Below are 25,272 nucleotides of genomic sequence, written 5' to 3'. Positions count from 1 at the left end.
GCTGCTGCATAGCGGCCGCGCGGCGTTCGGCGCTGCGGGCTACGCCCTTCGCGCCGCACGTCGCACAGAAGGATCAACTGAAACCACCGGCATCCGATTTCTGCACAACTTGACGCACACAACTCGAGCGTGCGGGCTACGGCAGCGTGCAGGCGTTTTCGCGCGCGTTTCAGGCGAGTTACCGGATGCCGCCGGCGCAGTTTCGGCACGAAGGCGGCTCATCGATGTACGTATCCACGGACGACGTTCGGACAGGAGATAAGGCGATGCATCAGGTCGACATTCGGACTCAGCGCGGCTTCACGGTCGCGGCGGTCGAGCACAAGGGCTCGTACATGAATATCTCGCGCGCATTCGAGATGCTGTACCACTGGCTCGGAATGCGCGGACTGATCGATCCGCGCGCGAATGGCGGGCGTGTATTTCGACGATCCATCGGCGGTTGCCGAAGACGAACTGCGGTCGATGGCGTGCGCCGAACTGTTCGAACCGGACGCGGTTCAGTTCGAAGCGCCGGTGTCGCGGTTTGAAATCGAAGGCGGCGAGTTCGCGGTGCTGACGCATGTGGGACCGTATGCGCAGCTTTGTTTCGCGTATCAGTGGTTGTATGGGGAGTGGTTGCCGGCCTCTGGGCGCGAGACGGGCGATGCGCCGGTTTTCGAGGTTTATTTGAATAATCCGCGGGATACGGCGCCGGGGGAGTTGGTGACGGAGATTTGGTTGCCGGTTAGATCGGTCGCGCCTCACCCTTGAACACCTGCGCGCGATGCCATTCGACAAATGGCGCCGCAGGGTGATGTTCCTTCCGAACGGGCGCGTTCACTTGCCCGCCGTGATGCCTGAGCAGGATTTCTTCGAAGCGCTGACTTCCATGCGCCTGCTCCGACACCAGTACGCGACGATCGTCGCCCAGCGTGAAAGCACCGATATCGAACAGCTTGTGATGCAGACAGCACAGCGCGATGCCGTTCTCCACCACGTCCGGACCGCTCGCCTGATGCCATTTGATGTGCGCGGCTTCGAGACCGATCGTCAGGCTGCCGATGCGCACGTCGAGGTCACAAAGAGCGCAGCGATATTGGTACGCGACTAGCACGGCGTTGCGAAACTCGGGATCGCGTCGGCGGCGTTTTGACTGCGCGTCGGCGGCACGCATGAAACCCGAGTCGTCGTTCAGAGCAAGGCCGACTGCATCGAGAATGTCGCTGTGGATGCTTTCGGGGAAATGCGCGTTGAGTAGCAAGCGAGCAATGGCATCTATCGCATTCGGGTCGCGCTGGAAAAGCTCTTGAACGTCGACAGAGAACTGTCCCGTTGCATTCAACTCCCGCAGTTCGGTTTTCTTCACCTCATTACGGCGAATGATCGGATCGACGGTCGATTCGGTTGTCACGATCCATACATCGTCATTCTTCAACCGGACGAACGGCATCACCGGATAGAGCGTGCGGCGTTGAGGCGCGAACTCTCGCAAGAGTTCGTTCAGTTTGCCTTCGTGCTCACGAAACGAAACATCCTTTATGCCGCGCGAAAACAAACCGAGCGCCAGCAACACTAGCAGCAGTTTATGCGGCGCGCGTTCGCCATTACTTCGCCAAATGTTCAAGTCGGCGAATCGTTTGAGAATCTCGGGAAGATCGGATGGTGCTATCGTTCGAAGAAATAATCGGCATTAAAAAACCCGTGTCGCTCGACGCGAACACGGGTTTCAATGGAGCGAAGGCTTTCAACCCTCAAACATCAATATTCCCCGCCCGCAGCGCATTGCTCTCGATAAACGCCCGACGCGGCTCTACATCGTCGCCCATCAGCGTGGTGAAAATGCCATCCGCAGCGATCGCATCCTCGATCTGCACGCGCAGCAGGCGACGCACGTTCGGATCCATCGTCGTTTCCCAAAGCTGCTCGGGATTCATCTCGCCCAAGCCCTTATAGCGCTGCTTCGACACATTGCGCTCGGCATCCGCGATCAGCCACTTCATCGCGTTCTTGAAGTCGAACACCGCCATCGAACGCTCACCGCGCTTGATCAGCGCGCCCGGTCCGATCAAGCCCTTGAACGTATCCGCCGTCGATACGAGCTGCTTGTAGTCCGCCGTCAACTGAAGGTCTTCGTCGAACACGGACACCTTCACGTTGCCATGATGACGACGCTTGATATGCAGCGAACGCAGTTCGCGCACCTGATCGTATGCGGGCACGACCGACACTTCCGGCTTCAGCGGATCGGCGCGCAGCCGGTCTTCCAGACGCTTCGCCGATTCCACCGCCGCTTCTTCCGACGACAGATCGATCACGATGCCGTCCATCACCGCTTCGAGCGACGTCGCATCGTAAATGCGGCTCAGACGATCGACCACCGCCTGCGCCAGCAGATACGCGCGCGCGAGTTCGCCGAGCGCATCGCCGGAAATGGCAGTTGCGCCTTCGCTCGGAATCAGCTCAGAACCTTGCAGCGCGAGACGCAACATGTGTTGATTCAGCTCGTGCGCATCCTTCATATACCGCTCGTCCTTGCCCGACTTGATCTTGTACAGCGGCGGCTGTGCGATATAGATATAGCCGCGCTCGACGATCTCCGGCATCTGCCGATAGAAGAACGTCAGCAGCAGCGTGCGGATGTGCGCGCCGTCCACGTCCGCGTCGGTCATGATGATGATGCGGTGATAACGCAGCTTGTCGAGGTTGTAATCGTCCTTGCCGATGCCGCAGCCCAGCGCCGTCACCAGCGTGACGATCTGTTCCGACGACAGCAGCTTGTCGAAACGCGCCTTCTCGACGTTCAGCACCTTGCCGCGCAACGGCAAGATAGCCTGGAATTTACGATCGCGGCCCTGCTTGGCCGAACCGCCTGCCGAGTCGCCCTCGACGATATAAATTTCCGACTTCGCCGGATCCTTCTCCTGGCAGTCCGCGAGTTTGCCCGGCAAGCCGATGCCGTCGAGCACGCCCTTGCGGCGCGTCATCTCACGCGCCTTGCGCGCGGCGTCACGCGCACGCGCGGCATCGACGATCTTGCTCGTGATGATCTTCGCGTCGTTCGGCGTTTCCTGCAGATAATCTTCCAGCGCCTTCGCGACGACTTCTTCCACCGGCGCGCGCACTTCCGACGACACCAGCTTGTCCTTCGTCTGCGAGCTGAACTTCGGCTCCGGCACCTTCACCGACAGCACGCACAACAAACCCTCGCGCATATCGTCGCCGGTCGTCTCGACCTTCGCCTTCTTCGCGATGTCGTTGTCCGTGATGTACTTGTTGATCACGCGCGTCATCGCGGCGCGCAGGCCAGTCAAGTGCGTGCCGCCGTCGCGCTGCGGAATGTTGTTGGTGAAGCAGAGCACGCTTTCGTTGAAGCTGTCGTTCCACTGCATCGCCACTTCGACGGTCACGTTCTCGCGCTCGCCGACCGCGTGGAACACGTTCGGATGCAGCACCTGCTTCGCCTTGTTGATGTACTCGACGAAGCCCTTCACGCCGCCCGCGAACGCGAAATCGTCTTCCTTGCCGGTGCGCTGATCGGTCAAGCGAATCCGCACGCCGTTGTTCAGGAACGAAAGCTCGCGCATGCGCTTGGCGAGAATGTCGTAGTGGAATTCGATATTGCCGAAGATCGTCACGTCGGCTATGAAGTGCACTTCGGTGCCGCGATTTTCCGTATCGCCGACGATCGGCATCGGCGAATACTGCACGCCGTCTTCCTCGACGATTTCACGGTTCTGCACGACGCCGCGCGCGAACTCCATGAAGTGCTTCTTGCCGTCGCGGCGCACCGTGAGGCGCAGCCATTCGGACAGCGCGTTCACGCACGACACGCCCACGCCGTGCAGACCGCCCGACACCTTGTAGCTGTTCTGGTCGAACTTGCCGCCCGCGTGTAGTTCGGTCATGACGATTTCCGCCGCGCTGCGCTTCGGATCGTGCTTGTCGTCGCGCTTAAGGCCCGTGGGCACGCCCCGGCCATTGTCGGTCACGGAGATGGAGTTGTCGGCGTGGATGACGACGTGAATGTCGTCGCAATAACCGGCGAGCGCCTCGTCGATGGAGTTGTCCAGCACTTCGAACACGAGGTGATGCAAACCGGTGCCATCCGACGTATCGCCGATATACATGCCTGGCCGCTTGCGTACCGCTTCCAGCCCTTCGAGGATCTGGATGGACGATGCGCCATAGCTGTTGTCCGGCTTGTTGTCGGGTTGCGAATTTGTGTTTTCAGTCATGGAATTTTTCCGGTTCTGCGTCACTGCTTCGAAACTACTGCGTGAATGCTCGAGCTTTTCGAAACGCCATTAAAAACGTCAAAGGGGCGCGCCGCCCCTTGGAGTGTTCATGGTGTGATGCGCGTCAGATGCGCATCGGCATCACCACGTACTTGAATTCCTCGTTCTCGGGAATCGTGATGAGTGCGCTGGAATTGGCGTCGCCGAGGCTGACCGTGAGCGTGTCGACCTTCAGATTCGCCAGCACGTCGAGCAGATACGTGACGTTGAATCCGATATCGACGGAGTCGCCCTGATACGCGATTTCCAGTTCTTCTTGCGCCTCTTCCTGATCGGCGTTGGTGGACATGATCTTCAGCTGGCCCGGTTCGACCAGGCAGCGCACGCCCTTGAACTTGTCCGACGTCAGGATGGCCGCGCGTTGCAGCGAACGCTGCAACTCTTCACGGCCGATTTCAAAGCTGTTCTTGTGCGACTTCGGGATGACGCGCTGGAAGTCGGGGAACTTGCCTTCGACCAGCTTCGACACCAGTTCGACCTGACCGAAGGTGAACTTGACCTGCGTCGCGGCGATGTCGATCTTCAGCGTGTCGTCGATGTCTTCGAGCAGGCGCTGAAGTGCGAGAATGGTCTTGCGCGGAATGATCACTTCCTGACGCGCGAACGACCCTTCGATTTTCATCGACGAGAACGCGAGACGGTGGCCGTCGGTTGCGACCGCCATCAGTTGATCGCCGTCGACGACGAGCAGCATGCCGTTCAGGTAATAACGGATGTCCTGCTGCGCCATCGCGAAATAGACCATGCCGAGCAGCTGGCGGAAGGTCTTCTGGGGAACCGACAGGCTCGCGCCGAAGTCAGTAGCCTGATTGACGGTGGGAAACTCGTCCGCGGCCAGCGTCTGGAGTGCGAAGCGGCTCTTGCCCGAACGCACGGTGAGACGCTTGTCGGACAGATCGAGCGCGACGTCGCCCGACGGCATGGCGCGCAGGATGTCCAGCAGCTTGCGCGCGGCGACCGTGGTGGCGATCTGGTCGCTGCCGACGCCGAAATCGGCGCGGGTGGTGATCTGGAGTTCGAGGTCCGTCGAGAGGAACGACACGTCCGCGCCGTTCTTGGTGATGAGCAAATTGGCGAGGATCGGCAACGTATGGCGGCGTTCTACGATACCGCTTACGGTTTGCAGCGGCCTTAGAAGATTATCTCGTTCGGTCTTGACCAGTTGCATAGAGTTCCTTCGTTGATATGACGGCCTGTCCGCCGGTTTCGCCACCGCTGCTTCTGCCACCCGGGTTTGCCACCACCAGCCGGACAACCTCGTAACTCGCGTTGCCGGCCCCACGCCGGTCACTCGCGAAAGCTTGGCGCCATCCGCCCAGGCCTTGGGCGGCTAAAACCTATATTGTGCCTCAAAACGCCACGGTTCCCGAAAAAATGGGGGCGTTTTTACCAATAAACAGGCCCGGGCACGCAATAATCGACGCGTCCGTTCTGCCTGCGCCGACCGGCGCGGCTCAGCCCTTCAGGGTCTGCTCGAGAACGTGCAGTTCGTGGTTCAGTTGCGCGTCGTTGCCGCGCTCGGCCGCGATCTTGCGCACCGCGTGCAGCACCGTGGTGTGATCGCGTCCGCCGAACAGTTCGCCGATCTCGGGCAGGCTCTTCTGCGTCAGCTCCTTGGCCAGATACATCGCGATCTGGCGCGGGCGCGCAATGTTAGCGGGCCGTTTTTTCGAATACATGTCAGCGACTTTGATGTTGTAAAAGTCGGCGACCGTCTTCTGGATATTTTCGACGGAGATCTGGCGGTTCTGCACCGTCAGCAGGTCTTTGAGCGCTTCCTTGGTCAGCTCGATGGTGATGTCGCGGCCATGAAACTTCGAATACGCGAGGATCTTGCGCAGCGCGCCTTCGAGTTCGCGCACGTTCGAACGCAGATGCTTGGCGACGAAGAACGCGACGTCTTCCGACAGGCTCACGCCTTCGGACAGCGCCTTGCGCATCAAAATGGCGACGCGCATTTCGAGCTCGGGCGGCTCGATGGCGACCGTCAGCCCGGAATCGAAGCGCGAGATCAGGCGATCGTCGATGCCGGAGATTTCCTTCGGATACGTGTCGCTGGTGATGATCACCTGCGCCTTGTTGGCGACCAGCGCCTCGAACGCGTAGAAGAATTCTTCCTGCGTGCGGTTCTTGCCGGAGAAGAATTGAATATCGTCGATCAGCAGCAGATCGAGCGAATGGTAGTAACGCTTGAAGTCGTCGAACGCCTTGCGCTGATACGCCTTCACCACGTCCGACACGTACTGTTCCGCGTGGATGTAGCGGATGCGCGCGCCCGCCTTGTCCATCAGCAGCTGATTGCCGATCGCGTGGATCAAGTGCGTCTTGCCCAGACCGACGCCGCCGTACAGGAACAGCGGGTTGTACGAGATGCCGGGATTGTCCGCGACCTGAATGGCCGCCGCGCGCGCGAGCTGGTTCGCCTTACCGGTGACGAAGTTGTCGAACGTCAGCACGGGGTTGAGTTTCGATCGCTCGTACGCGGAATCGGTTTCACCGCCGGCGGAAGGCGCGCCGCCCGGACGCCACGTGCGGCGGCCCGCGGCCGCTTCGTTGGCGTCGAGACTCGGCAGATCGAGATCGGCCTGATCGTCCTGCGATTGCTGCGTGGCTTCCGCCGCCAGCGCGTTGATATGCGCGGTGGCGTTCGCATGCGCGACGACCGTCGGCGCTTGCGGCACGGCAGCGGCGGGCGCGGGTGCGCGCGGCGCCGGAGCGGGCGCGCTCGGACGCGGCGCGGCATTCGGGCCGCTGCCGATCGCGTTTCGCGCGGTCGCCTTGGGATCGAGGACGAACTGGACGTCGATGGGCGCGCTGAAGAAATCCTGCGCGACATCGGCGATGCGTCCGGAAAACTGGCTTTTCACCCAGTCGAGCTTGAAGCGATTGGGAGCGGCGATGCGAAGCGTGTTCGCATCGGCATCGAAGTCGACCGGGGTCAGCGGCTTGATCCACGTAACGTACTGCTGCGGCGTCAGTTCACGCTCCAGCAGTGCCGAACAGTGTTCCCAGAAATCGTTCATCGAAAGCGGTCGTTTTTTGGTTGCTCCGCGCACCTGCCGGCCGCGTCGACGATCTTCGCCGGTAGTCACCGGCTAATCGACGCAGCCAAGCATTCCAGCTCCGGAGGCTTACGCCGCAAGGGTTTGCGGGCGGATTGCGGGCCGAAGCAAGGGGCGGATATTTGGGAGTAAGGCGAGATTCTAACGCCAAACGCGGGCCGCGCGCGAGTTATCCACGGACATATCAGCGCATTTTTCTGGCCCGAAAGCTGCGTCGGCGGCAGTATCGCGTGGCTAACCTATTGACGGTCAATAGGAAAACGGTTTAAATAGTGGATTCCGAAAAAACAGAATTCCTGGCCTCCGGCCAACCCGCTTGCAGTGACCCCACTCGAGCCTAGTCCGCGCGGTCAATCAACACTCAAGTGAGAGCACCATGAAACGTACTTACCAACCTTCCGTTACGCGCCGTAAGCGCACCCACGGCTTCCGCGTTCGCATGAAGACCGCTGGCGGACGCAAGGTCATCAACGCTCGCCGCGCGAAGGGCCGTAAGCGACTGGCAGTTTAAGTCTGTCGCGCCGGTTCGCTTGCGGGCTGCTCGTGACGGTAACATCGACGAGACGCTCGCGCGCCGCACAGAAGTCTTGAAACAGGACATCGTTCAGTTGCCGGCGCAGGCCGCGTTCCCCAAGGCCGCAAGGCTGCTGAAAACGGATGAGTTCTCATCCGTTTTTCGTTTGCGCCCCTGGCGACGCTCGCCGCACTTCGTTCTCTACGGCAAGCCCACGGGACACGATGCGCGGCTCGGGCTGGTGATCGGCAAGAAGCAGGCGCCGCGCGCGGTCACGCGCAATCTGATCAAGCGGCTCGCGCGCGATGCCTTCCGGCTGCGTCGCGAGCAACTGAGCGGATACGACATTCTCGTGCGCTTGCACGCGAAGATCGATCGCAAGGCGATGCCGAGCGCGAGTTCGCCGCCGCTTCGCGAGTTGATGAGCGGCGGAATAGAAGCATTGTTCGACCGTGCCGTGCGCGAAGCCGCGCGCCGCAAGGCCGAATCCGTGGCGCCGCCGCCCACGCCCAGTGCGCCCGCCGTCGACGACACCTCCGGCTCCGCGGGTTCTGCGGAGTCATGAAGCGCAGGATGCGTCCGGCCCGACCGGACGCGCGGCGCGAAGCTTATGCAAACGGCACTCATCGCGTTGTTGCGCTTCTACAAGGTTGCCGTGAGCCCTCTGCTCGGCAACCGCTGCCGCTTTTATCCCTCCTGTTCCGACTACGCCCGCGAAGCAATCCAGTATCATGGCGCCGCGCGTGGCACGTATCTCGCCGCGAAGCGGCTGTGCCGCTGCCATCCGCTGTCGGCGGGCGGCATCGATCTCGTACCGCCTCCTGACGGACACGCCGGACCTTACGGCGCGTCCGACACGCACCCGGAAGCAGACCAATCCGGGCAAGACAAGCTTTCAAAACCACACGGCGCGTAAGCGCTATCCGATCGACACTGAGACAACGCATGGATATCAAACGCACCGTCCTATGGGTCATCTTCTTCGTGTCAGTTGTCATGCTGTTCGACAACTGGCAACGCGACCACGGGCGCCCGTCGATGTTCTTCCCGAGCGCGACGCAGCAGGCCAAGACGGCCAGCAACCCGGCGCCGGGTTCGGCCCCGGCCGGCACGCAACCTTCCGAGTTGCCCAACGCGCCCGCCGGCACCGCCGCGCCCGGCACGACCACACCGCCCGCAACGGCACAGGCCCAACTCGTCAAGTTCACGACGGACGTCTATTCCGGTGAAATCGACACGCGCGGCGGTACACTCTCGAAGCTGTCGCTCGTGAAGGAAGGCGACGGCAAGCAGCCGAACCTGTACGTCACGCTGTTCGATCACACCGCGAACCATACGTATCTCGCGCGCACCGGCCTGCTCGGCGGCGACTTCCCGAATCACAACGACGTCTTCACGCCGGTGCCGGGCGCGACCTCGCTGTCGCCGGATGCGAAGACGCTGAAGCTCGCGTTCGAATCGCCGGAGAAGGGTGGCGTGAAGGTCGTCAAGACCTACACGTTCACGCGCGGCAGCTACGTGATCAACGTCGATACGAAAATCGAGAACGTCGGCAGCGCGCCGGTGTCGCCGAAGGTCTACATGGAAATCGTTCGCGACAGCACGCCGGTGGAAACGCCGCGCTTCTCGCACACGTTCATCGGACCGGCTGTCTACACGGACGCGAAGCACTTCCAGAAGATCGACTTCTCCGACATCGACAAGAACAAGGCGACCTTCGAGCCTTCCGCCGACAACGGCTGGATCGCGATGGTGCAGCACTACTTCGCGTCGGCGTGGATTCCGGCGCAGGGCGTGAAGCGCGATATCTACGTTCAGAAGATCGATCCGGCGTTGTATCGCGTCGGTCTGACGCAGGTCGTGCCGACCATCGCGCCGGGCCAGTCCGCCGATGTCGATGCGCGTCTGTTCGCGGGTCCGGAAGAAGAGCGCATGCTGGAAGACATCGCGCCGGGTCTGGAGCTGGTGAAGGACTACGGCATGGTGACGATCATCGCCAAGCCGCTGTTCTGGCTGCTGGAAAAGATCCACAGCTACGTCGGCAACTGGGGCTGGGCGATCGTGCTGCTGACGCTGCTGATCAAGGCGGTGTTCTTCCCGCTGTCGGCGGCGAGCTACAAGTCGATGGCGCGCATGAAGGAAATCACGCCGCGCATGCAGCAGATTCGCGAGCGCTTCAAGAGGGATCCGCAGAAGATGAACGCGCAGCTGATGGAGCTGTACAAGACCGAGAAGGTGAATCCGTTCGGCGGCTGTCTGCCGGTCGTAATCCAGATTCCGGTGTTCATCTCGCTGTACTGGGTGCTGCTGTCGTCGGTGGAAATGCGCGGCGCGCCGTGGATCGGCTGGATTCACGATCTGTCGCAGGCCGACCCGTACTACATTCTGCCGGTTCTGATGGCCGTGTCGATGTTCCTTCAGACAAAGCTGAACCCGACGCCGCCGGACCCCGTTCAGGCCAAGATGATGATGTTCATGCCGATCGCCTTCTCGGTCATGTTCTTCTTCTTCCCGGCGGGTCTGGTGCTGTACTACGTGGTGAACAACGTGCTGTCGATCGCGCAGCAGTATTACATTACGCGCATGATGGGCAAGGGAAAGAAGAAGGCGGCGTAAGCGCTTTTTCCTCCGATGCATGTGGAAACGCCCGGCTTAGGCCGGGCGTTTTGCTTTGGTGGGCAGGCGATTACCGCTTGGCCGCCCCGTAGAATTGGGCAATCAGTTCCTCGACCAGATATCGATGATGCGGCGACAACGCCTCGATCTTCGATGCGAGTTCGATCGTCTCCTCCGACGCGGGATAGGTTTCGTCGGGCGCGAGCGGCTTGGGCGTGGTCTGCGGCATGCCGCTCGGCGGCGGTCCGTAGTGCAGCCAGTGAAGATCGACCTTGAACCATTCGGCCAGCGTTTCCAGCTTGTCGATGGTCGGAATCGAGCGGCCCGTGAGCCATTTGTAAAATTGACTGCCTACAAGCAGCTAATTTGCGCGCCTCATCCCTTGTGCATCAAGCGTTCCGACGATGAAGCAATGTCCGGTCACATCGAACGTTTCGCTCGATAATATTATCTCAAAAAAGATATTCATAAGAATCCTCCGAAGCCGATGATTCGGCCGGGCAGCAACCCGCCCAGCGATACAATGGCCGCCACGCCGAACAACCTCCTCCGCACCGCCATCATGTTGAGCAACGACACCGATCCGATCGTCGCAATCGCCACTGCGCCGGGTCGCGGCGGAATCGGCGTGGTGCGGCTGTCCTTCGGGCGTGCGGGGGAAACCGCCGCCCAACTGGCGATGCAGGCGCTCTGCGGTCAGACGCTGTCGCCACGCCACGCGAGCTACGTTCCGTTCGTGGATGCGGACGGCGAAGCGCTGGATCGCGGCATCGCGCTGTACTTTCCCGCGCCGCACTCCTATACGGGCGAACATGTGCTCGAATTGCAGGGCCACGGCGGACCGATTGTGTTGCAACTTGTGCTCACGCGAGCCATCGAGGTCGGTCGCGCGTTTGGCTTGCGTCTAGCCGAGCCAGGCGAATTCACGCGTCGCGCGTTTCTCAACGACAAGCTCGATCTCGCGCAGGCCGAAGCCGTCGCCGATCTGATCGAAGCGAGTACGGAAGCCGCCGCGCGCTCCGCCGGCCGATCGCTCGATGGCGCGTTTTCGCGCGAAATCCACGCGCTGGTCGAGGACGTGATCAATCTGCGGATGCTGGTGGAGGCGACGCTCGACTTTCCCGAGGAGGAAATCGACTTCCTCGAAGCCGCCGACGCGCGCGGCAAGCTCGCCCGCATCCGGCAGCGGCTCGATACCGTGCTCGCCGATGCGCGTCAGGGCGCGTTGCTGCGCGAGGGTTTGTCGGTGGTGCTGGCGGGACAGCCGAACGTCGGCAAGTCGTCGCTGCTCAACGCGCTGGCGGGCGCGGAACTCGCCATCGTGACACCGATCGCGGGCACGACGCGCGATAAGGTCGCGCAGACGATTCAGGTCGAAGGCATTCCGCTGCATATCATCGACACCGCCGGGCTGCGCGAGACGGAGGATGAAGTCGAGCGTATCGGCATCGAAAGGACGTGGGGCGAGATCGATCGCGCGGATGTCGTGCTGCATCTGCTCGACGCGCGCGATGGCATGCGCGCGGACGACGACGTGATCGCGGCGCGCTTTCCCGCCGACGTGCCGGTCGTGCGCGTGCTGAACAAAACCGATCTGGCCGATGCACCCGCCGCGCTGCGCGAGAACGACGGCACGCGCACGGTGAATCTGTCCGCCAAAACCGGCGACGGCATCGCGCTTCTACGCGACGTGCTGCTGAAAATCGCCGGCTGGCAGGCGGGCGCGGAAAACGTATATCTCGCGCGCGAACGGCATTTGATCGCGCTGCGCGAGGCGCGCGAGCATCTGGCGCTTGCCGCCGGACACGCCGATCAGCAATCGCAAGTGCTCGATCTGTTCGCGGAAGAGTTGCGGCTGGCGCAGGACGCGCTGAATTCGATTACCGGCGAGTTCACGTCGGATGACTTGCTGGGCGTGATTTTCAGCCGGTTTTGTATCGGCAAATAACTTGCGTCGACGTTGTTCAAGATTGCAGGCAAGGCATTGGCGAAATTGAACCGTAGTCCGACGTGCCAAGCATATGTGCGCTGAATAACGTTCAGGACTCGTCCTCACAACTATCATTAATAAATCAGCACTACTAATTTCGTATTCATCCGAGGAACTTCAATGGACATTTGGAAGAGACGATTTACGCTTCTCGCCATAATTGCCTTGATCTGGATCGCGATTTTCGGTGTGTCGTTGGTGACAACCGCCAAGGACAATTATAGCGCCGGTCTACCTGGGATGCTTTTTGTAAGCGGCGCATTAGGAGCAGTCCTTGCAAATTACCGACGCTTGTCCGAGATTCCGGAATCGGCGATCGAAAAAGAAAGCACGCTGCGTAAAACTGCAGACCTTCAAATCTTCCTTTCTCCGTTTGTAGGCGGCATGTTTGCGTTATTGCTCTGGATGCTCTTCTATTCAGGAATTCTTTCTGGCAGCCTTTTCCCCAAGTTCACTGGAACCAACTGTGCATATTCCGGGTGGCAGGATCTAATGGCCAAAACTCAGCCAGAAAAGTTTTCCGATGCAGCAAAGGGCGTGATATGGGCGTTTGTTGCGGGCTACGCCGAACGATTCGTGCCAAACGCGATCGATCGGCTTGCGCGAGAGTCGGAGAAAGAGAATAAAGGCCCGCACCCTTTATCGTCCACCCAACTTTCACCCGGTGCCCCGCTCAGAAACAGATCAACGTCGCGACGGACAGCAATTGCAAGAATACGAAAACGATCGGACAACCCAGGCGACCGGACCTGATGACGTACATTTGCGCCACGTGTCCTCGTCGCTGTGCGCGCATTACTAAGTGGCACGTGAAGTCGGCCCGGATGATGTGCTCGCGTCGTCGCTTATCGCTCCGGCCGGCCGAGTTCGCGCAACTCCGCGCTCAGCCGCTCGCTTTCCTCCGGGCGTCCGTGAAACGCCGCCGGCGTGTTCTGAAACATCTCGATCCGATACGCGCCATCGTTGAGCGAAAGCACCATCGTCTGAACCGCGTTCAGCGCCGGATTAAGCTCGGTGGCATCGCGCGGCCACATCCCGGCGATGGCGCGCAGCAGCAGCGTTTGCCCGCCCGCCATCCGACGCACTTCGCGCACTCGGCCGACGAACAGCGGCGTCGGATGCGCGGCGAAGATCGGCCGCAGATGCGCCTCGATGCACGCGCGACCGTCGATCGCGCTGCCGTCGAAGCCGACGAGACTGCCGCGCTCGGCGAAGCGCGCGGCCATCGCCGCCGCGGCATCCTGACGGTTCCAGTCGTGCAGCAAACCGAGATAGACGCGCCGCCCGCTCGCGTTCCAGCCGTCGAGCTGGTTCACGTCGCCTTCTTCCACGCCGCCGCGAACACGCCCGCGCCCATCAACAGCGCGCCGCCGGTCCGATTGACCGCGCGCTGCACGGTCGGCTTGCGGATGGCGCGCCGCGCGCCCGACGCCAGCAGCGCATAGGCCAGCGCATTCGCTGCCGCGAGCCCGACGAACGTGGCCTCGAACATCGCGATCTGCGACACGCTCGCCGTGTGCGGATCGACGAATTGCGGCAGGAACGCGACGAAGAAAATGATGCTCTTGGGATTGAGCGTCGTGACCGCGTAGGCGTGCGCGATGATGCGCCCGGTGTGCAGGTCGCCGCTCGGCTTGACCGCGTCCGTGTCGATGACCGGCGCGCGCCACAGCTTGATGCCGAGATAGATCAGATACGCCGCGCCGATCCACTTCACCACCATGAACAGTTCCGCCGATGCCGCGAGCACCACGCCCAAACCGAGCATCGATGCGGTCATCGCGGTGAGATCGCCCAGCGCGACGCCGAGCGTCGTGGCGAACGCGTACTTGCGGCCGTGCCCGAGCGCGTACGACACGACGAGCAACACGGTCGGCCCTGGAATCGCGACGAGAATCGCGGACGCGATTGCGAACGGCAGCCATTGAGCGAGGGTCATGCGAAGTCTCCCGAGAAAGGTGCATCGATTTATCCACGAACCGCGTCGCGTTGCAATAGGCCGAACGGCATAGGCCTTTGTTGGCTCGCGCGCACGCGGCGATCGCGCGGCGCACAAAAATGGCGCGCAACGTCTTTTAGCGTCATTCGCGTACTTTCATTTCACTGAAAGGCGGAATTGGGAGATTTTTATTTGATTAGGCGATTTAATGCGCCGCAATATAAGACTGCGGCAGGCATTCTGCCGTGTTGCGAACGCATACATCATATGCTTGCAAGATTCGCGCGCTCATCTAGCATGGTTTATGCGGCGCCCTGCTTTTAAACACATAACTAATTTCGAAACGGATTCGTTCGGAGGCTAGTTACATGAAGAAATGCGCGATTGCTTTCGTTGCCACGATGGGTTTGTTTGCGGCAGTATCCGCGGCGCAGGCTCAGGACAGCGTCGTCCAGCCGCAGCAGGCGTTCAACTTCCGGCCCAACTCGTACGGCTGTTTGTCGAAGGACAAGTTCGATTCGGCCGACCAGCATGCGCAAGCGGGCGAGCATCAAAAGATGCAGCGCTTTTTTGAAGGCTACGAGTGCGTTTCGACGCCGGTCGAATCGCGTTTCAGGGTGATTCGCGTCGTGGGACATGACGTGGAATTCGTCAATGCTTCGAGTAGCGATAAGCAGGGAATGTGGACTGCGGATCGCTTCATCAAGCAATAAGCGATAAAGCTTTTAAATCGGATTTATTCGCGCTGGCGCGATTCATGATTGCTGCCGGCGCATTAATTTCGCCTCGAATTATTTAAGCGGCGAATAAACGGCGTCGCACGTCCGCGTGCGGCGAGCTTTCCATTCCCTCCCGATTCGACGCACAATAGCGCTCTTGCGGTTCCCCGGCGCGTCCCGACTTCGCCGAATCGACCTCGACTTCCTCAATCAATCGCCGGCCTTCGCGCCGGTTGCGATGCTGCATGGCTCTCAAATCCACCATCTACAAGGCCGATCTCCAGATCGCCGACATGGACCGCCATTACTACGGCGATCACGCGCTGACGATCGCGCGCCATCCCTCCGAAACCGACGAACGGATGATGGTGCGCGTCGCCGCCTTCGCCCTGTTCGCGGAAGAACGGCTCGAATTCTGCAAGGGTTTGTCGGACACCGACGAGCCGGATCTCTGGCAGAAAGACCTGACCGGACAGATCGAGACGTGGATCGAACTCGGTCAGCCTGACGAACGGCGCATGGCTAAGGCCAGCGGGCGGTCGGATCGCGTCATCGTGATCGCGTATGCCGGGAAGACGGCCGATATCTGGTGGCAGGGCGTGAAGGGCAAGGTCGAGCGTCTGCAATTGATGATGCAGGATGGCGAGGCATCGCTCGGCAGCGAGACGGTCGATCCGGTCGAGATCCGCTGGACCGTGCTCAAGGCGTGACGCTTACGCCTCGGGCGGACCTTTGAGCTCGATCATGTTGCCTTCGGGATCGAACAGATAGAGCGACGGGCCGAAGCCTTCGGCGCCGTAACGCCGCGCCTCTTCGCCGATGCGTGCGTCGTGTTCGGCGAAGTGCGCGCGCAGGGCGTCGGGATCGAATGGTTCAACGCGCAGGCACAGGTGGTCCATGTTGCGGCCGGCGCCGGGTTTGCCGCTTTCCGGGCGGTCGATTTTCGCGCCTGCGGCGAGTAGATCGATCAGCGATCGTCCCGCGCGCATCTGGATCAGGCCGATGTCGCGCTGTTCTTTTTCCACTGCGCAGTTAAGCGCGTCGCGGTAGAACGCCACCATGCGGTCGAGGTCGGCGCAGCGGATGACGATGTGGTCGAGGTGGTGGATTTGGAAGGGCATGACGTTCTCGCGCGGCTTGGGGGTGATGCAGTTTAGCGCTGGCGCGGGAATGAAAAAGGGCTTGGCGTGATGCCAAGCCCTTCAAATTTCGTGGTGGAGAGAAGGAGGATCGAACTCCCGACCTTCGCATTGCGAATGAGGTTTCGACCTCTTCGCCCCAATCCCCGAAGGCATTGTTCCTTAACGACTTTTATCAAAGCCATAAAGAGCCTTTTAGATCAAAGGCTTAGCGACACCTTTGCGCCGACAGCGAATTTCGGTAGGTTCGAGTACACACCGGGATTTCGTATCCTACCGAAAAAATTGTCGGCCTAGTGGAGCAGAATTGGAGCAAGGAATCCGATCCGCTCCGGCCACTCAGCCTTCTTCATCTATCTCGGCTGCGGACGACTCAGCCTGGCGTATTACGAGTTGCGTCGCATCTTCCGAAAGATCGGGCGGATATCCATACTTGGCGAGCAACCGGCGCACGCTTCTCCTCAACCCAGCCCGCACCGATTCGCGTTGCGTCCAATCTAGCTTCGGCATCCGCTTTACCATCTCGGTTAGTTCTCGAGCCATTAGCCTGAGCGTATCGCTCTTCATAACCTCTTTGGCCGACCCATTCTCCGCCAAAGCATCGTAGAAAGCGGCCTCCTCAGAGGTCATACCAAGCTCTTCACCATGGTGCCGAGCTTCGCGAATAAACCTTGCCAAGTCCAAGAGACGCGAGATCATTTCGGCCGTCGTTATTGCCTTGTTGGTATATCGCAACATGGCGTCTTCGAGCGCTTCACGAAATTTCTTGCTTTGGACGATGTTGGTTCGCTCAGTAACACGAATCTGATCGGTCAGTAGCTTGCGCAACGTCTCCAACGCCAGATTCTTTTGCTCTAGCGCCGCGACCCGCTGTAAGAACTCGTCGCTCAAAATGTCGAGGCGTGCTGTGTCGAGACTTGCCGCCGCGAATAAATCGATGACCTGATCTGCGTCGACGGCGGCACCGATGACCTGTCGGACCGCCACGTCGACATCGCGCTGATGCGATCTTCCTGAACCGCTCGATTCATCCGCCAACCGCTTTCGGATGATTGCCGCAACATTCTGGAAAAATGCCAGGTGTCGTGCTACCACTTCCGTTTCGGCGCGCGGCACGGCCAACGCGAATGCTTTCGATAATTCCTTTACCAGGACACGTAAACGCTGCCAGCCATCCGATTGAGCAAAAACATGATCAACCGCTGCCAGGTACACTTGCAGCGCTATGTGCGGGTCGACATTGAGCGCGGTGCCGTAATCGCAACCGTAGAAAAAATCACGCAACTTTTCGAACGCCGCCAGCATAGCGGGCACAGCCTCATCCTGAACCTGCTGAACAGCCTCTCCGGTACCACCCGCTTGGGTGTATATAGCCAACGCATCGGCCAACTGGTCTGCGAGGCCAAGCATGTCGACGATCAGACCACCGGGCTTATCACCATACACACGGTTAACGCGAGCGATGGCCTGCATCAAGTTGTGACCGGCCAACGGTTTATCCAAATACATCGTGTGCGCTGGAGGGCAGTCAAACCCTGTCAACCACATGTCGCACACGATCACCAGCCGAAACTCATCGACCGGATTTTTGAACCGATCCGCCAACCGCTTGCGGGCAGCCTTACTTCGAATATGGCGGCCGAGCGGCTCCGGTTCACCATTCTCGCCGGATACTACGACCTTCATCACACCGCGCTCGTCGTCGGAATCGTGCCATTCCGGTCTCAGAACTTTTATCGCGTCATAGAGACGCGCGGCAATATCCCGGCCCATGGTGACAATCATCGCCTTGCCTTCCATCGCAGCACGGCGCTTTTCCCAATGTTCCACGATGAATGCGGCCATCCGCTCAAGTCGCTCCGGTGCTCCAACCAGCGCTTCTAGTGGGATGCGGATCTGATTGGCTACCTCTTCTCCTGCGGCATCCGCTTTAGTAGCCGCCTCCAGCTCCGCTTCCGCAACTGCCGCTCCGGCATCATCTACCGTCAGCTTAATGATGCGAGATTCGTAGTACAGCGGCTTAGTCGCCCCGTCTTCCACCGCCTGACGGATGTCGTACACGTCGGCGTATTCACCGAAGACGTGGATCGTGTTTTTGTCACCCCGCTCCAGCGGGGTTCCTGTAAAGCCAACAAAGGTTGCATTTGGAAGGGCTTCGCGCATCCAGCGAGCACCGCCCTCGACAAAGCCATATTGGCTGCGGTGCGCCTCATCGGCTATCACCACCACGTTTGCTCGGTCTGAAATTGTGCCGTGAGCTTCCGTGAACTTTTGAACTGTCGCAAACACCACTCCGCCGGAAGCACGATCAAGCAGCGTCTTCAGATGACTGCGGCTTTCCGCCTGGACCGGAGCTTGTCGGAGCAAAGCCCGGCCAGCAGCAAAGGTGCTGAAAAGCTGATCGTCTAGATCGTTGCGATCTGTGACCACAACGATGGTCGGGTTTGCCATCACCGGTTCGCGAATTAAGGAACCGGCCAACATCAACATAGTCAACGATTTGCCTGAACCTTGCGTGTGCCAGACTACGCCACCGCGACCATCACCTACGCCGCGGGGAGGCTTCAGGTTTGCCAGTACACTCTCTGATGCCTTGCGAACTGCGCGGAACTGATGATAGCCGGCGATTTTCTTCGCTATCCCTCCGCGCTCATCATCTTCGTAAGTTACACAGGCCTGCAGGTAGTACAACAGCTGCGAAGGTTCAAACAACCCTCGAATAAGGGCCTCCAACGTCGGCCGCCCACCTTGAGCCGGGCGCCAAGGCATAAATCGACTCGGGCCGCTAGTAATCGAACCCACACGTGTCAATAGGCCGTCAGAGGCAACTACCAACAGATTCGGCACAAACAAATCGGGGGTGCTCTGCATGTAGCGCCCAAGCTGATCGATCGCACCGTTCAAATCTGCGCTGGGATCTGTCGGATCCTTGAGTTCAATCACAGCGACCGGCAAGCCATTCAGGAACACAGTCAGATCAGGACGAATGACCTTTCCTGACGGTGCTACAACCGTGAGTTGACGCACCACCAGCAGATCATTCTTGCGGGGGTCTTCGAAATCCAGCAGACGTGCCCGTCCTCCACGAGTCTCGCCACTTGTGCTGTCGCGATACTCGACCTCCACACCATCGGTAAGTAGCGTATGGAACCAGCGGTTATTCTCGATCAGTGTCGAATGCGGGTGTCGAGACAGCGTTCGGACAACCTGTTCGCACGCATCGTGTGGGAGCGTCGGATTCAGTCGGTGAAGTGCGGCACTGACCCGCCCTTGGAGGATGCATTGTGATGTATCGCCGCGCTCGCCCGCGTTATCGACGTCCGCGCCACTCTTTGTCGCAAAACCAAGCGCCCCAAAGTAGGCAGTCGCAACATCTTCAACAAGTCGCTCAGTTGGAGAGGTCAAAGTCATTCCAATGCCCCATTTGCATTGGCGTCATCCCCACCATTCATTCCTTCTCGTTCAAGGAATTCATTCAACGCATTCTTGTATGCTTCGCGGTCAGCGTGAAATAGCACACGACTCGGCAGAAGCTCCAGCTCACCGAATTTGATAACTTCATAAGCACGATCAAAGGCATCGTTGAAGTCAGCGTGATCCTCGTAATACACGCTTGCACCGGGCACCTGAATCAGTGCGTCTCGATGAATGCGGTATAGAAATGAGACGATTGTGTCGGCAGCCTGTGCAGCGAGTGTGGCTTGTCGTAGGTCCAGTCGAGCAGTGAAGTTGTCCCGCCCGTGCGACGCCATTCCGTAGTTGTTCCGGAGTTCACAAAGTCCCTGGATCGTCTGTAACAACCCACGAATGGTCTTTTCAACCGAATCGCGTGCCTTCTGCGGATCAGGATGATTGCGCGGAAGAAGGGAGAGTCGATTTGTTGTCTCGCGCAAAAGCCTCGGCGCATCCCAGTTGGGATCTGCGGGTTGGCCGATGTCTGCCAGAAAGGTCTTGCAGACGGATTCAACAAGTGTCTTTGATAGATCGAACGCAAAATCAGGCACGCTTTCTAACGCGTTCTCGATCGCGTGTATCTGCTGTTCAATCGACTCAGCAAACGGACCATCGGCAATGGCCGCACGAGCTCCGACCATCTGAAAACGGACCTGAACCGCGGAAGATTCAGCCATTTGCAGCCTCAACTTGTATGTCTCCGCCCAGCAAACGCGGCAGTAAAAAATCTCGCATTGATGTGAGAGATTCGCTTTCTTAGACTGCGGCCACCATCGATTCAAAGAGCGGATCGACGACATCCTGAAACGCTGCCATTACATTTGGCGGCGGAACAACGACGGGTAGTGGCCGGAAGTTTTTTTTGCTAATTTCCGGAAACGTCGTACCGCTGGCTCGAGCATGGATCGCGTCCATTGAAGCATTCGCCCACTGCAAGACATAGGTGGATGGCAACGGGCCGTCGCAAATCATCGCAATGAAGCCTTGATTTATCGCGGTAGGGACGCCAGCAATCGCCAGGTAACCAACCGGAGCCCGAGAAGACATCAACACCGAACGCGCCGGAAGTAGACCCGAGCTAATACATCGAACCCCAGCCTCCGTTATGCGTCTTTCAGTACTAAGCAGCACCGGATGTCGGAGGCGTGACATATCCTTTGGGGTCGCCCACCAATGACTGCCGCCCTCCCAATACTCCATGTTCTTCGTACTGGGCGTCGCCCCTCCTTTGACAGTGACGACGTCGCCAATTGCCTTCACGTCCCAACTAGCCGGCACAGGCCCGATGTCCGAATCGACAAAACGATCTGGTAGCGAATCGAAAACTGCTTGCGGCATTGATGGAAACGAAGTTGCCCCAGCCACCTTCGCCTTGATCGGTTCAAAATCCACGAACCAGGCGCGAAAAATAGAACTGGACAGTTGCTCCAGCGTCAAAGCCGTGCACTGATTTTGCTCAATCTTATCGTCAAGCCCACCAAGAACGGCAGCGATTTCACGTTGCGCCTCAAGCGGCGGAACGGAAATGGGGTGCGCTCGCAGCTGAGTCAGGTTTGAATGCGGAACACCGGTCTGAATCGCGTTCGCAAGGATGTACTGTTGCTCAACAGGGTTACTAAAAAAGTAGTATATGAAGAGAGGATCGGCCTTTTTAGGATCGATCGTCGCTTTCATCTGACTCTGCGAGACAACATAGCGGTCCCACGGGCCAGCCGGCACAATCGCTACTTGGCCAAGCGTACCTCGTTGGGTGAAAACGATGTCGCCAGGACGAGCCCAATTGGCCCGAAGAGACTCAGCTTTCTCATCCGACACAAATGCGAAATTTCCATCGACCCATCGACCATGCCCCATGTTTTGCCCACGAATAACAGGCACACCGCTATCAACGTAGTCGTTTGAAACAAGATTCGATCCGAACGGACCGCCTACGAGTGCATTGCGACTGTCGGCAGCTAGAGTCTCGAATCGCACTATCTCTTTAGAAAAACCGCTCATACCCTTACTTTCCCGAGCTGTCTACGAACCGCTGCGGTCAAACGCTCGCTTTCGGCAAAACACTCGTCTAATTCCTTCAACAACCGCGCGTACTTTTCCTCGAACGGTTCACCATCGAACTCCTGCTCCTCAGCCCCGACATACCTTCCAGGCGTAAGTACGAATCCGTGCTTTTTGATTTGCTCGATGTTGGCGACACTACAAAAGCCAGGGACATCGCGATAGGCCCATGCGCCATGGGCCTCATCGTTCCACCAATCTGGCTTCGGCTCGCCGCGCCATTGACGGAATGCATAGACAATTCGCCCGATATCCGTGTCGAACTTCGGGTCGCCGCGCCCCTCGGGCTGCATGGTTTCCCCATCTTCACAGCCACTTAGTACTCGCAGCGTCCGGGTCTGCAAAGCGCCGAGCTTGCGAGCGTCGATAAATAGCGTTTCACCTTTCCGATCGCGGCCTCCGTACTGCAAATTGCGACCAGTTTTGTCTCGTGTCACAAACCACAAACACACGGGAATGCCCGTGGTAAAAAACAGCTGCGCTGGTAGGGCAACGATACAGTCCACGAGATCAGCCTCGATAATGCGTTGACGGATTTCACCCTCTCCGCCAGCATTACTCGAAAGCGATCCATTCGCCATTACGAACCCCGCCACCCCGCCTCCATGACCATTTGGGGGTGCGATATGGTGGATAAAATGCTGAATCCACGTATAGTTGGCATTGCCGGCGGGAGGCACTCCATAGCGCCAGCGCACGTCGTCTTGCAGAAGCTTGGCGGACCAGTCAGATACGTTAAAAGGCGGATTAGAAAGGATGTAGTCAGCCTTCAGGTCCGGATGAAGATCACGCAAAAAGGTGTCGGCGGGCTGGGGACCGAGATTGGCCTCAATTGAACGAATGGCTAAGTTCATGTGGGCCAACCGCCAAGTGGTCGGATTCGACTCTTGACCGAAAATGGAAAGAGCGGTTTTGTTGCCGCCATGTGCTTCGACGAAGCTTTCGGATTGCACAAACATGCCGCCCGAGCCACAGCACAGGTCGTAAACCCGCCCCTCATAGGGTTCGATCATTTCCACAAGTACGCGCACGACGCTGCGCGGTGTAAAAAATTCCCCCCCCCCCAGCTTGCCCTCAGCCTGGGCAAACTTGCCCAGAAAGTACTCATAGACCCGGCCGAGGGTATCACGCGCCTTGGCGCGATCCCCCTTAAACCCTATGTCCGCGATAAGCTCGATCAACCCCTTGAGCTTGATTGGCTCAATCCCGCGGCGGGCATAGTCGCGCGGAAGTTTGTTCTTCAGATTCGGGTTATCGCGCTCAATAACGAGAATTGCATCATCGATGAGCGTTGCGATGTCAGGACGTGCGGCTTGGCTCTGAAGGCTAGCCCAGCGAGCCTCTGGGGGTACCCAGAACACGCGCTCGGCAGTGTATTCATCATGACTCTCAAGCAACGTTTCCTGTTGTTCACCGGTGATTCCATCGGCCGTCAACTCAGCCTTGAGTTCTTCGCGCCGAGCCTCAAAAGAATCGGAGATGTACTTCAGGAACAGGAGGCCAAGTACGACATGCTTGTACTCGGCGGCGTCAACTTGACCGCGCAAGGCGTCAGCCGATTTCCAAAGCGTGTCCGTGTAAGCGACTTCGTTGTTGTTGGCCATATGTGCAACTCTTGACTTTGCTCGTGATGGTAGACAGCCGACGCAGCCAGCCTGGCGGCAGACGGACTTCTCCCAGAATCGTTGAATTATATCGGTATCTCAACATATACTTCGGCAGATTCAACGCTTTTCCCGCCTCCACTTGGCCAGCTTTTCCCCGGGCTGCAACCGCAGCGCCATCCGAACCGGAAACAACCCCGGTCGATGTTCCGGGCAGTGCCGTGGCGGGGCGTTGCTCGCCTCGCTGAGGCCGCATAACAGGAGGGCAGGCTCCTGTCGAGCGATACAAGCCTGCAAAGAAAGCCCCCGAGCATTCAACGGATCGGCGGTAAGTACACAGTTCGATGCATAGCGCACACGCGGACGCTTCCCATAGTGGATAGCTGCAAGACCGGACCGAACAAACAGCGCCGCAGCTAGTGTTTGCCATGCATGCCCTCGGGCGCGGGGGATACCGTTGAGACATACGTACATTTCCTTTTGCCACCTGACCCGTACGGCAGGCGATGGGGCGATTGCAGAAGGCGTACGTCCATGCAACGCTCCAAACCTCTGTCCACCGCCAGTCATGCTGGCACCTCGCTCGCATATCTATCGTCGCTGTATCCGCCCGCCCTGTCCGTCGCACAGGTAGCAGAGATCACCAGCGAAGCCCCCCAAACAATCCGTAACCGGCTGAGCGCCGGCACATACCCTGTCCCGTCGTTCAAAGTCGGCCGGAAGCGCGCTTTCCGCCTGATTGATGTTGCGGCGTTCATTGATCGGCAATGTGCCGATGACCCGTCCAACCCCTCCAATCGGCCAGTCCGACGAGGCCGACCGACGAAGGTCCAACAAGCAGCGAAACTGCAAGCGCAGACGAGCGCCCCCCAATCCGCCCCCTCATCCGGGTGGGTAGGGGGTGCGAGATGAACGTAAAGGTTCGAATCGACCCGTCGGCATGGCAAGCCGGATTTGACGCCGGCGAAGCGGGTCGCCTGATGACTCCGTGCCCGCAGAATCTCGACCCTTTTTCGTACCTTTCTGGATGGATCGAGGGTGACGCCAAGAGGCAGGGGTTCGAGCATAGCCTTGGAGGTGCTGAATGAAGAGCCTCCAGGTAGCCCACGATGCGCTGGAAGAGCGCCCTGGCGAACAGCCCGTTGCTTACGGTCACGTCGATTCAGCTCCGGCTCGCGCAACGACGACATCGCGGGAAGAACGGCTGATCAAGTTCGGCCTATCAATTGAGTCAGAACCACCCAGTGGCGACGATATGACCTTCACGCATGCCGTCTTTTGCCAAGTCGGTCTTCCGCGCGCCAAGGTGTTAGGACGGGAGTTTGTGCGGCAATCCGGTTCTGTCTGGCTTAACGTGCAGGCTGGGCTCCTCGATGAAGGCAACGGACCGGTGGTCCAGCCCATTCCGTATGGAGCGATGCCGCGCCTCGCGCTCGCGTGGGTATCGACCTATGCGAAGCGGCACAAGACGCGCGAGATTCCAATCGGCGACAGCGCCGCAGAGTTCCTTCGCTTGGTTGGAATGGACTCGCAGGGAAATCGGTACATCACGCTGCGCAAACAAATGCATGCACTGGCGGCATGTCGGCTGCAGCTCGGATACAAAGGACGCACGTTCAACGGTCAGCCAATCGAGCAATTCGACGCTTGGCTTGGCAACCGGGACGCTAGGCAGCGATCTTTGTGGCCTGGCGTCATGCTGCTGTCGGAGAGTTACTTCCAAGAGCTGATGGAAAAAGGGGTCCCGTTGGACAATCGTGCCCTGATGGCCTTGAAGGGTTGCCCGGAAAGGCTCGCGCGCCGACGATCAAGCCTTGCTTCTCCGTGATCGCAAGACTTACTTTGACGCCGAATTCATACGGCTGCCGGGCCTTGCCCTTCGAGATGCACTCAAGCTCCGG

At 59.3% G+C, this 25,272-nt stretch carries 21 protein-coding genes and 1 pseudogene; 10 read left to right on the top strand and 12 right to left on the bottom strand.

What is annotated here, in order from left to right; genetic code table 11:
• Nucleotides 1-417 precede the first annotated feature (417 nt).
• Nucleotides 418-753, top strand: a complete 336-nt coding sequence (locus tag BVER_RS14330; RefSeq protein ID WP_232316546.1) for an AraC family transcriptional regulator — start codon at nt 418-420, stop codon at nt 751-753.
• On the opposite strand, the gene BVER_RS14325 is transcribed toward BVER_RS14330, so the two are convergent.
• The 4 genes from BVER_RS14325 to dnaA form a co-directional block, all read right to left on the bottom strand.
• A complete protein-coding gene (locus BVER_RS14325) occupies nt 728-1,651 on the bottom strand; it encodes a phosphorothioated DNA-binding restriction endonuclease (protein ID WP_369094832.1) in 924 nt (307 codons plus the stop codon). The genes BVER_RS14330 and BVER_RS14325 overlap by 26 nt on opposite strands.
• A gap of 82 nt (nt 1,652-1,733) precedes the next feature.
• Nucleotides 1,734-4,217, bottom strand: coding sequence for a DNA topoisomerase (ATP-hydrolyzing) subunit B (gyrB, locus tag BVER_RS14320; protein ID WP_050453875.1), 2,484 nt, complete (start codon nt 4,215-4,217; stop codon nt 1,734-1,736).
• Nucleotides 4,218-4,341: 124 nt separating this feature from the next.
• Nucleotides 4,342-5,445 carry a DNA polymerase III subunit beta gene (dnaN, locus tag BVER_RS14315; RefSeq protein ID WP_050453874.1) on the bottom strand — a complete coding sequence of 368 codons (1,104 nt, stop codon included), beginning with the start codon at nt 5,443-5,445 and terminating at the stop codon, nt 4,342-4,344.
• A gap of 286 nt (nt 5,446-5,731) precedes the next feature.
• Nucleotides 5,732-7,300: a chromosomal replication initiator protein DnaA gene (gene dnaA / locus BVER_RS14310; protein ID WP_050453873.1), complete on the bottom strand. Its 1,569-nt coding sequence runs from the start codon at nt 7,298-7,300 to the stop codon at nt 5,732-5,734.
• Between the two features lie 415 nt (nt 7,301-7,715).
• Here dnaA and rpmH point away from each other — a divergent pair, with 415 nt between their 5' ends.
• The 4 genes from rpmH (at nt 7,716) to yidC (ending at nt 10,469) form a co-directional block, all read left to right on the top strand.
• On the top strand, nt 7,716-7,850 hold the full coding sequence (gene rpmH / locus BVER_RS30160; protein WP_006998755.1) for a 50S ribosomal protein L34: 135 nt from the start codon (nt 7,716-7,718) through the stop codon (nt 7,848-7,850).
• A 76-nt stretch (nt 7,851-7,926) separates the two neighbouring features.
• On the top strand, nt 7,927-8,418 hold the full coding sequence (rnpA, locus tag BVER_RS14305; RefSeq protein WP_083452185.1) for a ribonuclease P protein component: 492 nt from the start codon (nt 7,927-7,929) through the stop codon (nt 8,416-8,418).
• Nucleotides 8,419-8,463: 45 nt separating this feature from the next.
• The gene (gene yidD, locus BVER_RS14300) at nt 8,464-8,769 is read left to right on the top strand and encodes a membrane protein insertion efficiency factor YidD (protein WP_050453872.1); all 306 of its coding nucleotides are present in this window, start codon (nt 8,464-8,466) and stop codon (nt 8,767-8,769) included.
• A gap of 29 nt (nt 8,770-8,798) precedes the next feature.
• Entirely contained in the window at nt 8,799-10,469 is a 1,671-nt protein-coding gene (gene yidC / locus BVER_RS14295) for a membrane protein insertase YidC (RefSeq protein WP_050453871.1), read from the top strand.
• A gap of 70 nt (nt 10,470-10,539) precedes the next feature.
• On the opposite strand, the pseudogene BVER_RS14290 reads toward yidC, so the two are convergent.
• A pseudogene (locus BVER_RS14290) lies at nt 10,540-10,809 on the bottom strand (helix-turn-helix domain-containing protein); the annotation flags it as partial.
• A gap of 222 nt (nt 10,810-11,031) precedes the next feature.
• Here BVER_RS14290 and mnmE point away from each other — a divergent pair.
• Together mnmE and BVER_RS14280 are read left to right on the top strand one after the other, a co-directional pair.
• Entirely contained in the window at nt 11,032-12,417 is a 1,386-nt protein-coding gene (gene mnmE, locus BVER_RS14285) for a tRNA uridine-5-carboxymethylaminomethyl(34) synthesis GTPase MnmE (RefSeq protein ID WP_050453879.1), read from the top strand.
• A gap of 162 nt (nt 12,418-12,579) precedes the next feature.
• Nucleotides 12,580-13,212, top strand: coding sequence for a hypothetical protein (locus BVER_RS14280; RefSeq protein ID WP_050453870.1), 633 nt, complete (start codon nt 12,580-12,582; stop codon nt 13,210-13,212).
• A 92-nt stretch (nt 13,213-13,304) separates the two neighbouring features.
• Here BVER_RS14280 and BVER_RS14275 read toward each other — a convergent pair whose 3' ends face one another.
• Together BVER_RS14275 and BVER_RS14270 are read right to left on the bottom strand one after the other, a co-directional pair.
• Nucleotides 13,305-13,775, bottom strand: a complete 471-nt coding sequence (locus BVER_RS14275) for an SgcJ/EcaC family oxidoreductase (protein WP_050453878.1) — start codon at nt 13,773-13,775, stop codon at nt 13,305-13,307.
• Complete coding sequence (locus BVER_RS14270) at nt 13,772-14,398, bottom strand: LysE family translocator (RefSeq protein ID WP_050453869.1); 627 nt, start codon at nt 14,396-14,398, stop codon at nt 13,772-13,774. Before BVER_RS14270 ends, BVER_RS14275 begins: the two co-directional genes overlap by 4 nt.
• A 368-nt stretch (nt 14,399-14,766) precedes the next feature.
• On the opposite strand from BVER_RS14270, the gene sap1 reads away from it, so the two are divergent.
• Together sap1 and BVER_RS14260 are read left to right on the top strand one after the other, a co-directional pair.
• Nucleotides 14,767-15,111, top strand: coding sequence for a surface attachment protein Sap1 (sap1, locus tag BVER_RS14265; protein ID WP_050453868.1), 345 nt, complete (start codon nt 14,767-14,769; stop codon nt 15,109-15,111).
• Between the two features lie 251 nt (nt 15,112-15,362).
• On the top strand, nt 15,363-15,827 hold the full coding sequence (locus BVER_RS14260) for a YaeQ family protein (protein ID WP_050453867.1): 465 nt from the start codon (nt 15,363-15,365) through the stop codon (nt 15,825-15,827).
• 3 nt (nt 15,828-15,830) lie between these two features.
• Here BVER_RS14260 and BVER_RS14255 read toward each other — a convergent pair whose 3' ends face one another.
• From BVER_RS14255 to BVER_RS14235, 5 genes are all read right to left on the bottom strand, one after another.
• A complete protein-coding gene (locus tag BVER_RS14255) occupies nt 15,831-16,238 on the bottom strand; it encodes a VOC family protein (RefSeq protein ID WP_050453866.1) in 408 nt (135 codons plus the stop codon).
• 357 nt (nt 16,239-16,595) lie between these two features.
• Entirely contained in the window at nt 16,596-19,667 is a 3,072-nt protein-coding gene (locus BVER_RS14250; RefSeq protein ID WP_083452183.1) for a type I restriction endonuclease subunit R, read from the bottom strand.
• Nucleotides 19,664-20,386, bottom strand: a complete 723-nt coding sequence (locus BVER_RS14245; RefSeq protein ID WP_050453865.1) for an abortive infection family protein — start codon at nt 20,384-20,386, stop codon at nt 19,664-19,666. Before BVER_RS14245 ends, BVER_RS14250 begins: the two co-directional genes overlap by 4 nt.
• A 79-nt stretch (nt 20,387-20,465) precedes the next feature.
• Nucleotides 20,466-21,707 (bottom strand): restriction endonuclease subunit S, encoded by a 1,242-nt coding sequence (locus tag BVER_RS14240; RefSeq protein WP_232316545.1) that lies wholly within the window; start codon nt 21,705-21,707, stop codon nt 20,466-20,468.
• On the bottom strand, nt 21,704-23,371 hold the full coding sequence (locus tag BVER_RS14235) for a type I restriction-modification system subunit M (protein ID WP_050453863.1): 1,668 nt from the start codon (nt 23,369-23,371) through the stop codon (nt 21,704-21,706). Before BVER_RS14235 ends, BVER_RS14240 begins: the two co-directional genes overlap by 4 nt.
• Before the next feature lie 1,084 nt (nt 23,372-24,455).
• Between BVER_RS14235 and BVER_RS35595 the strand changes: the two genes are divergently transcribed.
• The gene (locus tag BVER_RS35595; protein ID WP_332309105.1) at nt 24,456-25,199 is read left to right on the top strand and encodes a replication protein RepA; all 744 of its coding nucleotides are present in this window, start codon (nt 24,456-24,458) and stop codon (nt 25,197-25,199) included.
• Nucleotides 25,200-25,272: the final 73 nt, after the last annotated feature.

It is taken from the genome of Candidatus Burkholderia verschuerenii (assembly GCF_001189365.1).
Classification (GTDB): domain Bacteria; phylum Pseudomonadota; class Gammaproteobacteria; order Burkholderiales; family Burkholderiaceae; genus Caballeronia; species Caballeronia verschuerenii.
The sequence above is the reverse complement of the archived record's forward strand: the minus strand, read 5'-3'. Positions and strand labels throughout refer to the sequence as shown.

Coding starts and splice junctions, on each gene's coding strand:
- gyrB (WP_050453875.1), bottom strand. CDS start 4,217: ATGACTGAAAACACAAATTCGCAACCCGACAACAAGCCGGACAACAGC.
- dnaN (WP_050453874.1), bottom strand. CDS start 5,445: ATGCAACTGGTCAAGACCGAACGAGATAATCTTCTAAGGCCGCTGCAA.
- dnaA (WP_050453873.1), bottom strand. CDS start 7,300: ATGAACGATTTCTGGGAACACTGTTCGGCACTGCTGGAGCGTGAACTG.
- rpmH (WP_006998755.1), top strand. CDS start 7,716: ATGAAACGTACTTACCAACCTTCCGTTACGCGCCGTAAGCGCACCCAC.
- yidD (WP_050453872.1), top strand. CDS start 8,464: ATGCAAACGGCACTCATCGCGTTGTTGCGCTTCTACAAGGTTGCCGTG.
- yidC (WP_050453871.1), top strand. CDS start 8,799: ATGGATATCAAACGCACCGTCCTATGGGTCATCTTCTTCGTGTCAGTT.
- mnmE (WP_050453879.1), top strand. CDS start 11,032: ATGTTGAGCAACGACACCGATCCGATCGTCGCAATCGCCACTGCGCCG.
- BVER_RS14280 (WP_050453870.1), top strand. CDS start 12,580: ATGGACATTTGGAAGAGACGATTTACGCTTCTCGCCATAATTGCCTTG.
- BVER_RS14270 (WP_050453869.1), bottom strand. CDS start 14,398: ATGACCCTCGCTCAATGGCTGCCGTTCGCAATCGCGTCCGCGATTCTC.
- sap1 (WP_050453868.1), top strand. CDS start 14,767: ATGAAGAAATGCGCGATTGCTTTCGTTGCCACGATGGGTTTGTTTGCG.
- BVER_RS14260 (WP_050453867.1), top strand. CDS start 15,363: ATGGCTCTCAAATCCACCATCTACAAGGCCGATCTCCAGATCGCCGAC.
- BVER_RS14255 (WP_050453866.1), bottom strand. CDS start 16,238: ATGCCCTTCCAAATCCACCACCTCGACCACATCGTCATCCGCTGCGCC.
- BVER_RS14250 (WP_083452183.1), bottom strand. CDS start 19,667: ATGACTTTGACCTCTCCAACTGAGCGACTTGTTGAAGATGTTGCGACT.
- BVER_RS14245 (WP_050453865.1), bottom strand. CDS start 20,386: ATGGCTGAATCTTCCGCGGTTCAGGTCCGTTTTCAGATGGTCGGAGCT.
- BVER_RS14240 (WP_232316545.1), bottom strand. CDS start 21,707: ATGAGCGGTTTTTCTAAAGAGATAGTGCGATTCGAGACTCTAGCTGCC.
- BVER_RS14235 (WP_050453863.1), bottom strand. CDS start 23,371: ATGGCCAACAACAACGAAGTCGCTTACACGGACACGCTTTGGAAATCG.
- BVER_RS35595 (WP_332309105.1), top strand. CDS start 24,456: ATGAAGAGCCTCCAGGTAGCCCACGATGCGCTGGAAGAGCGCCCTGGC.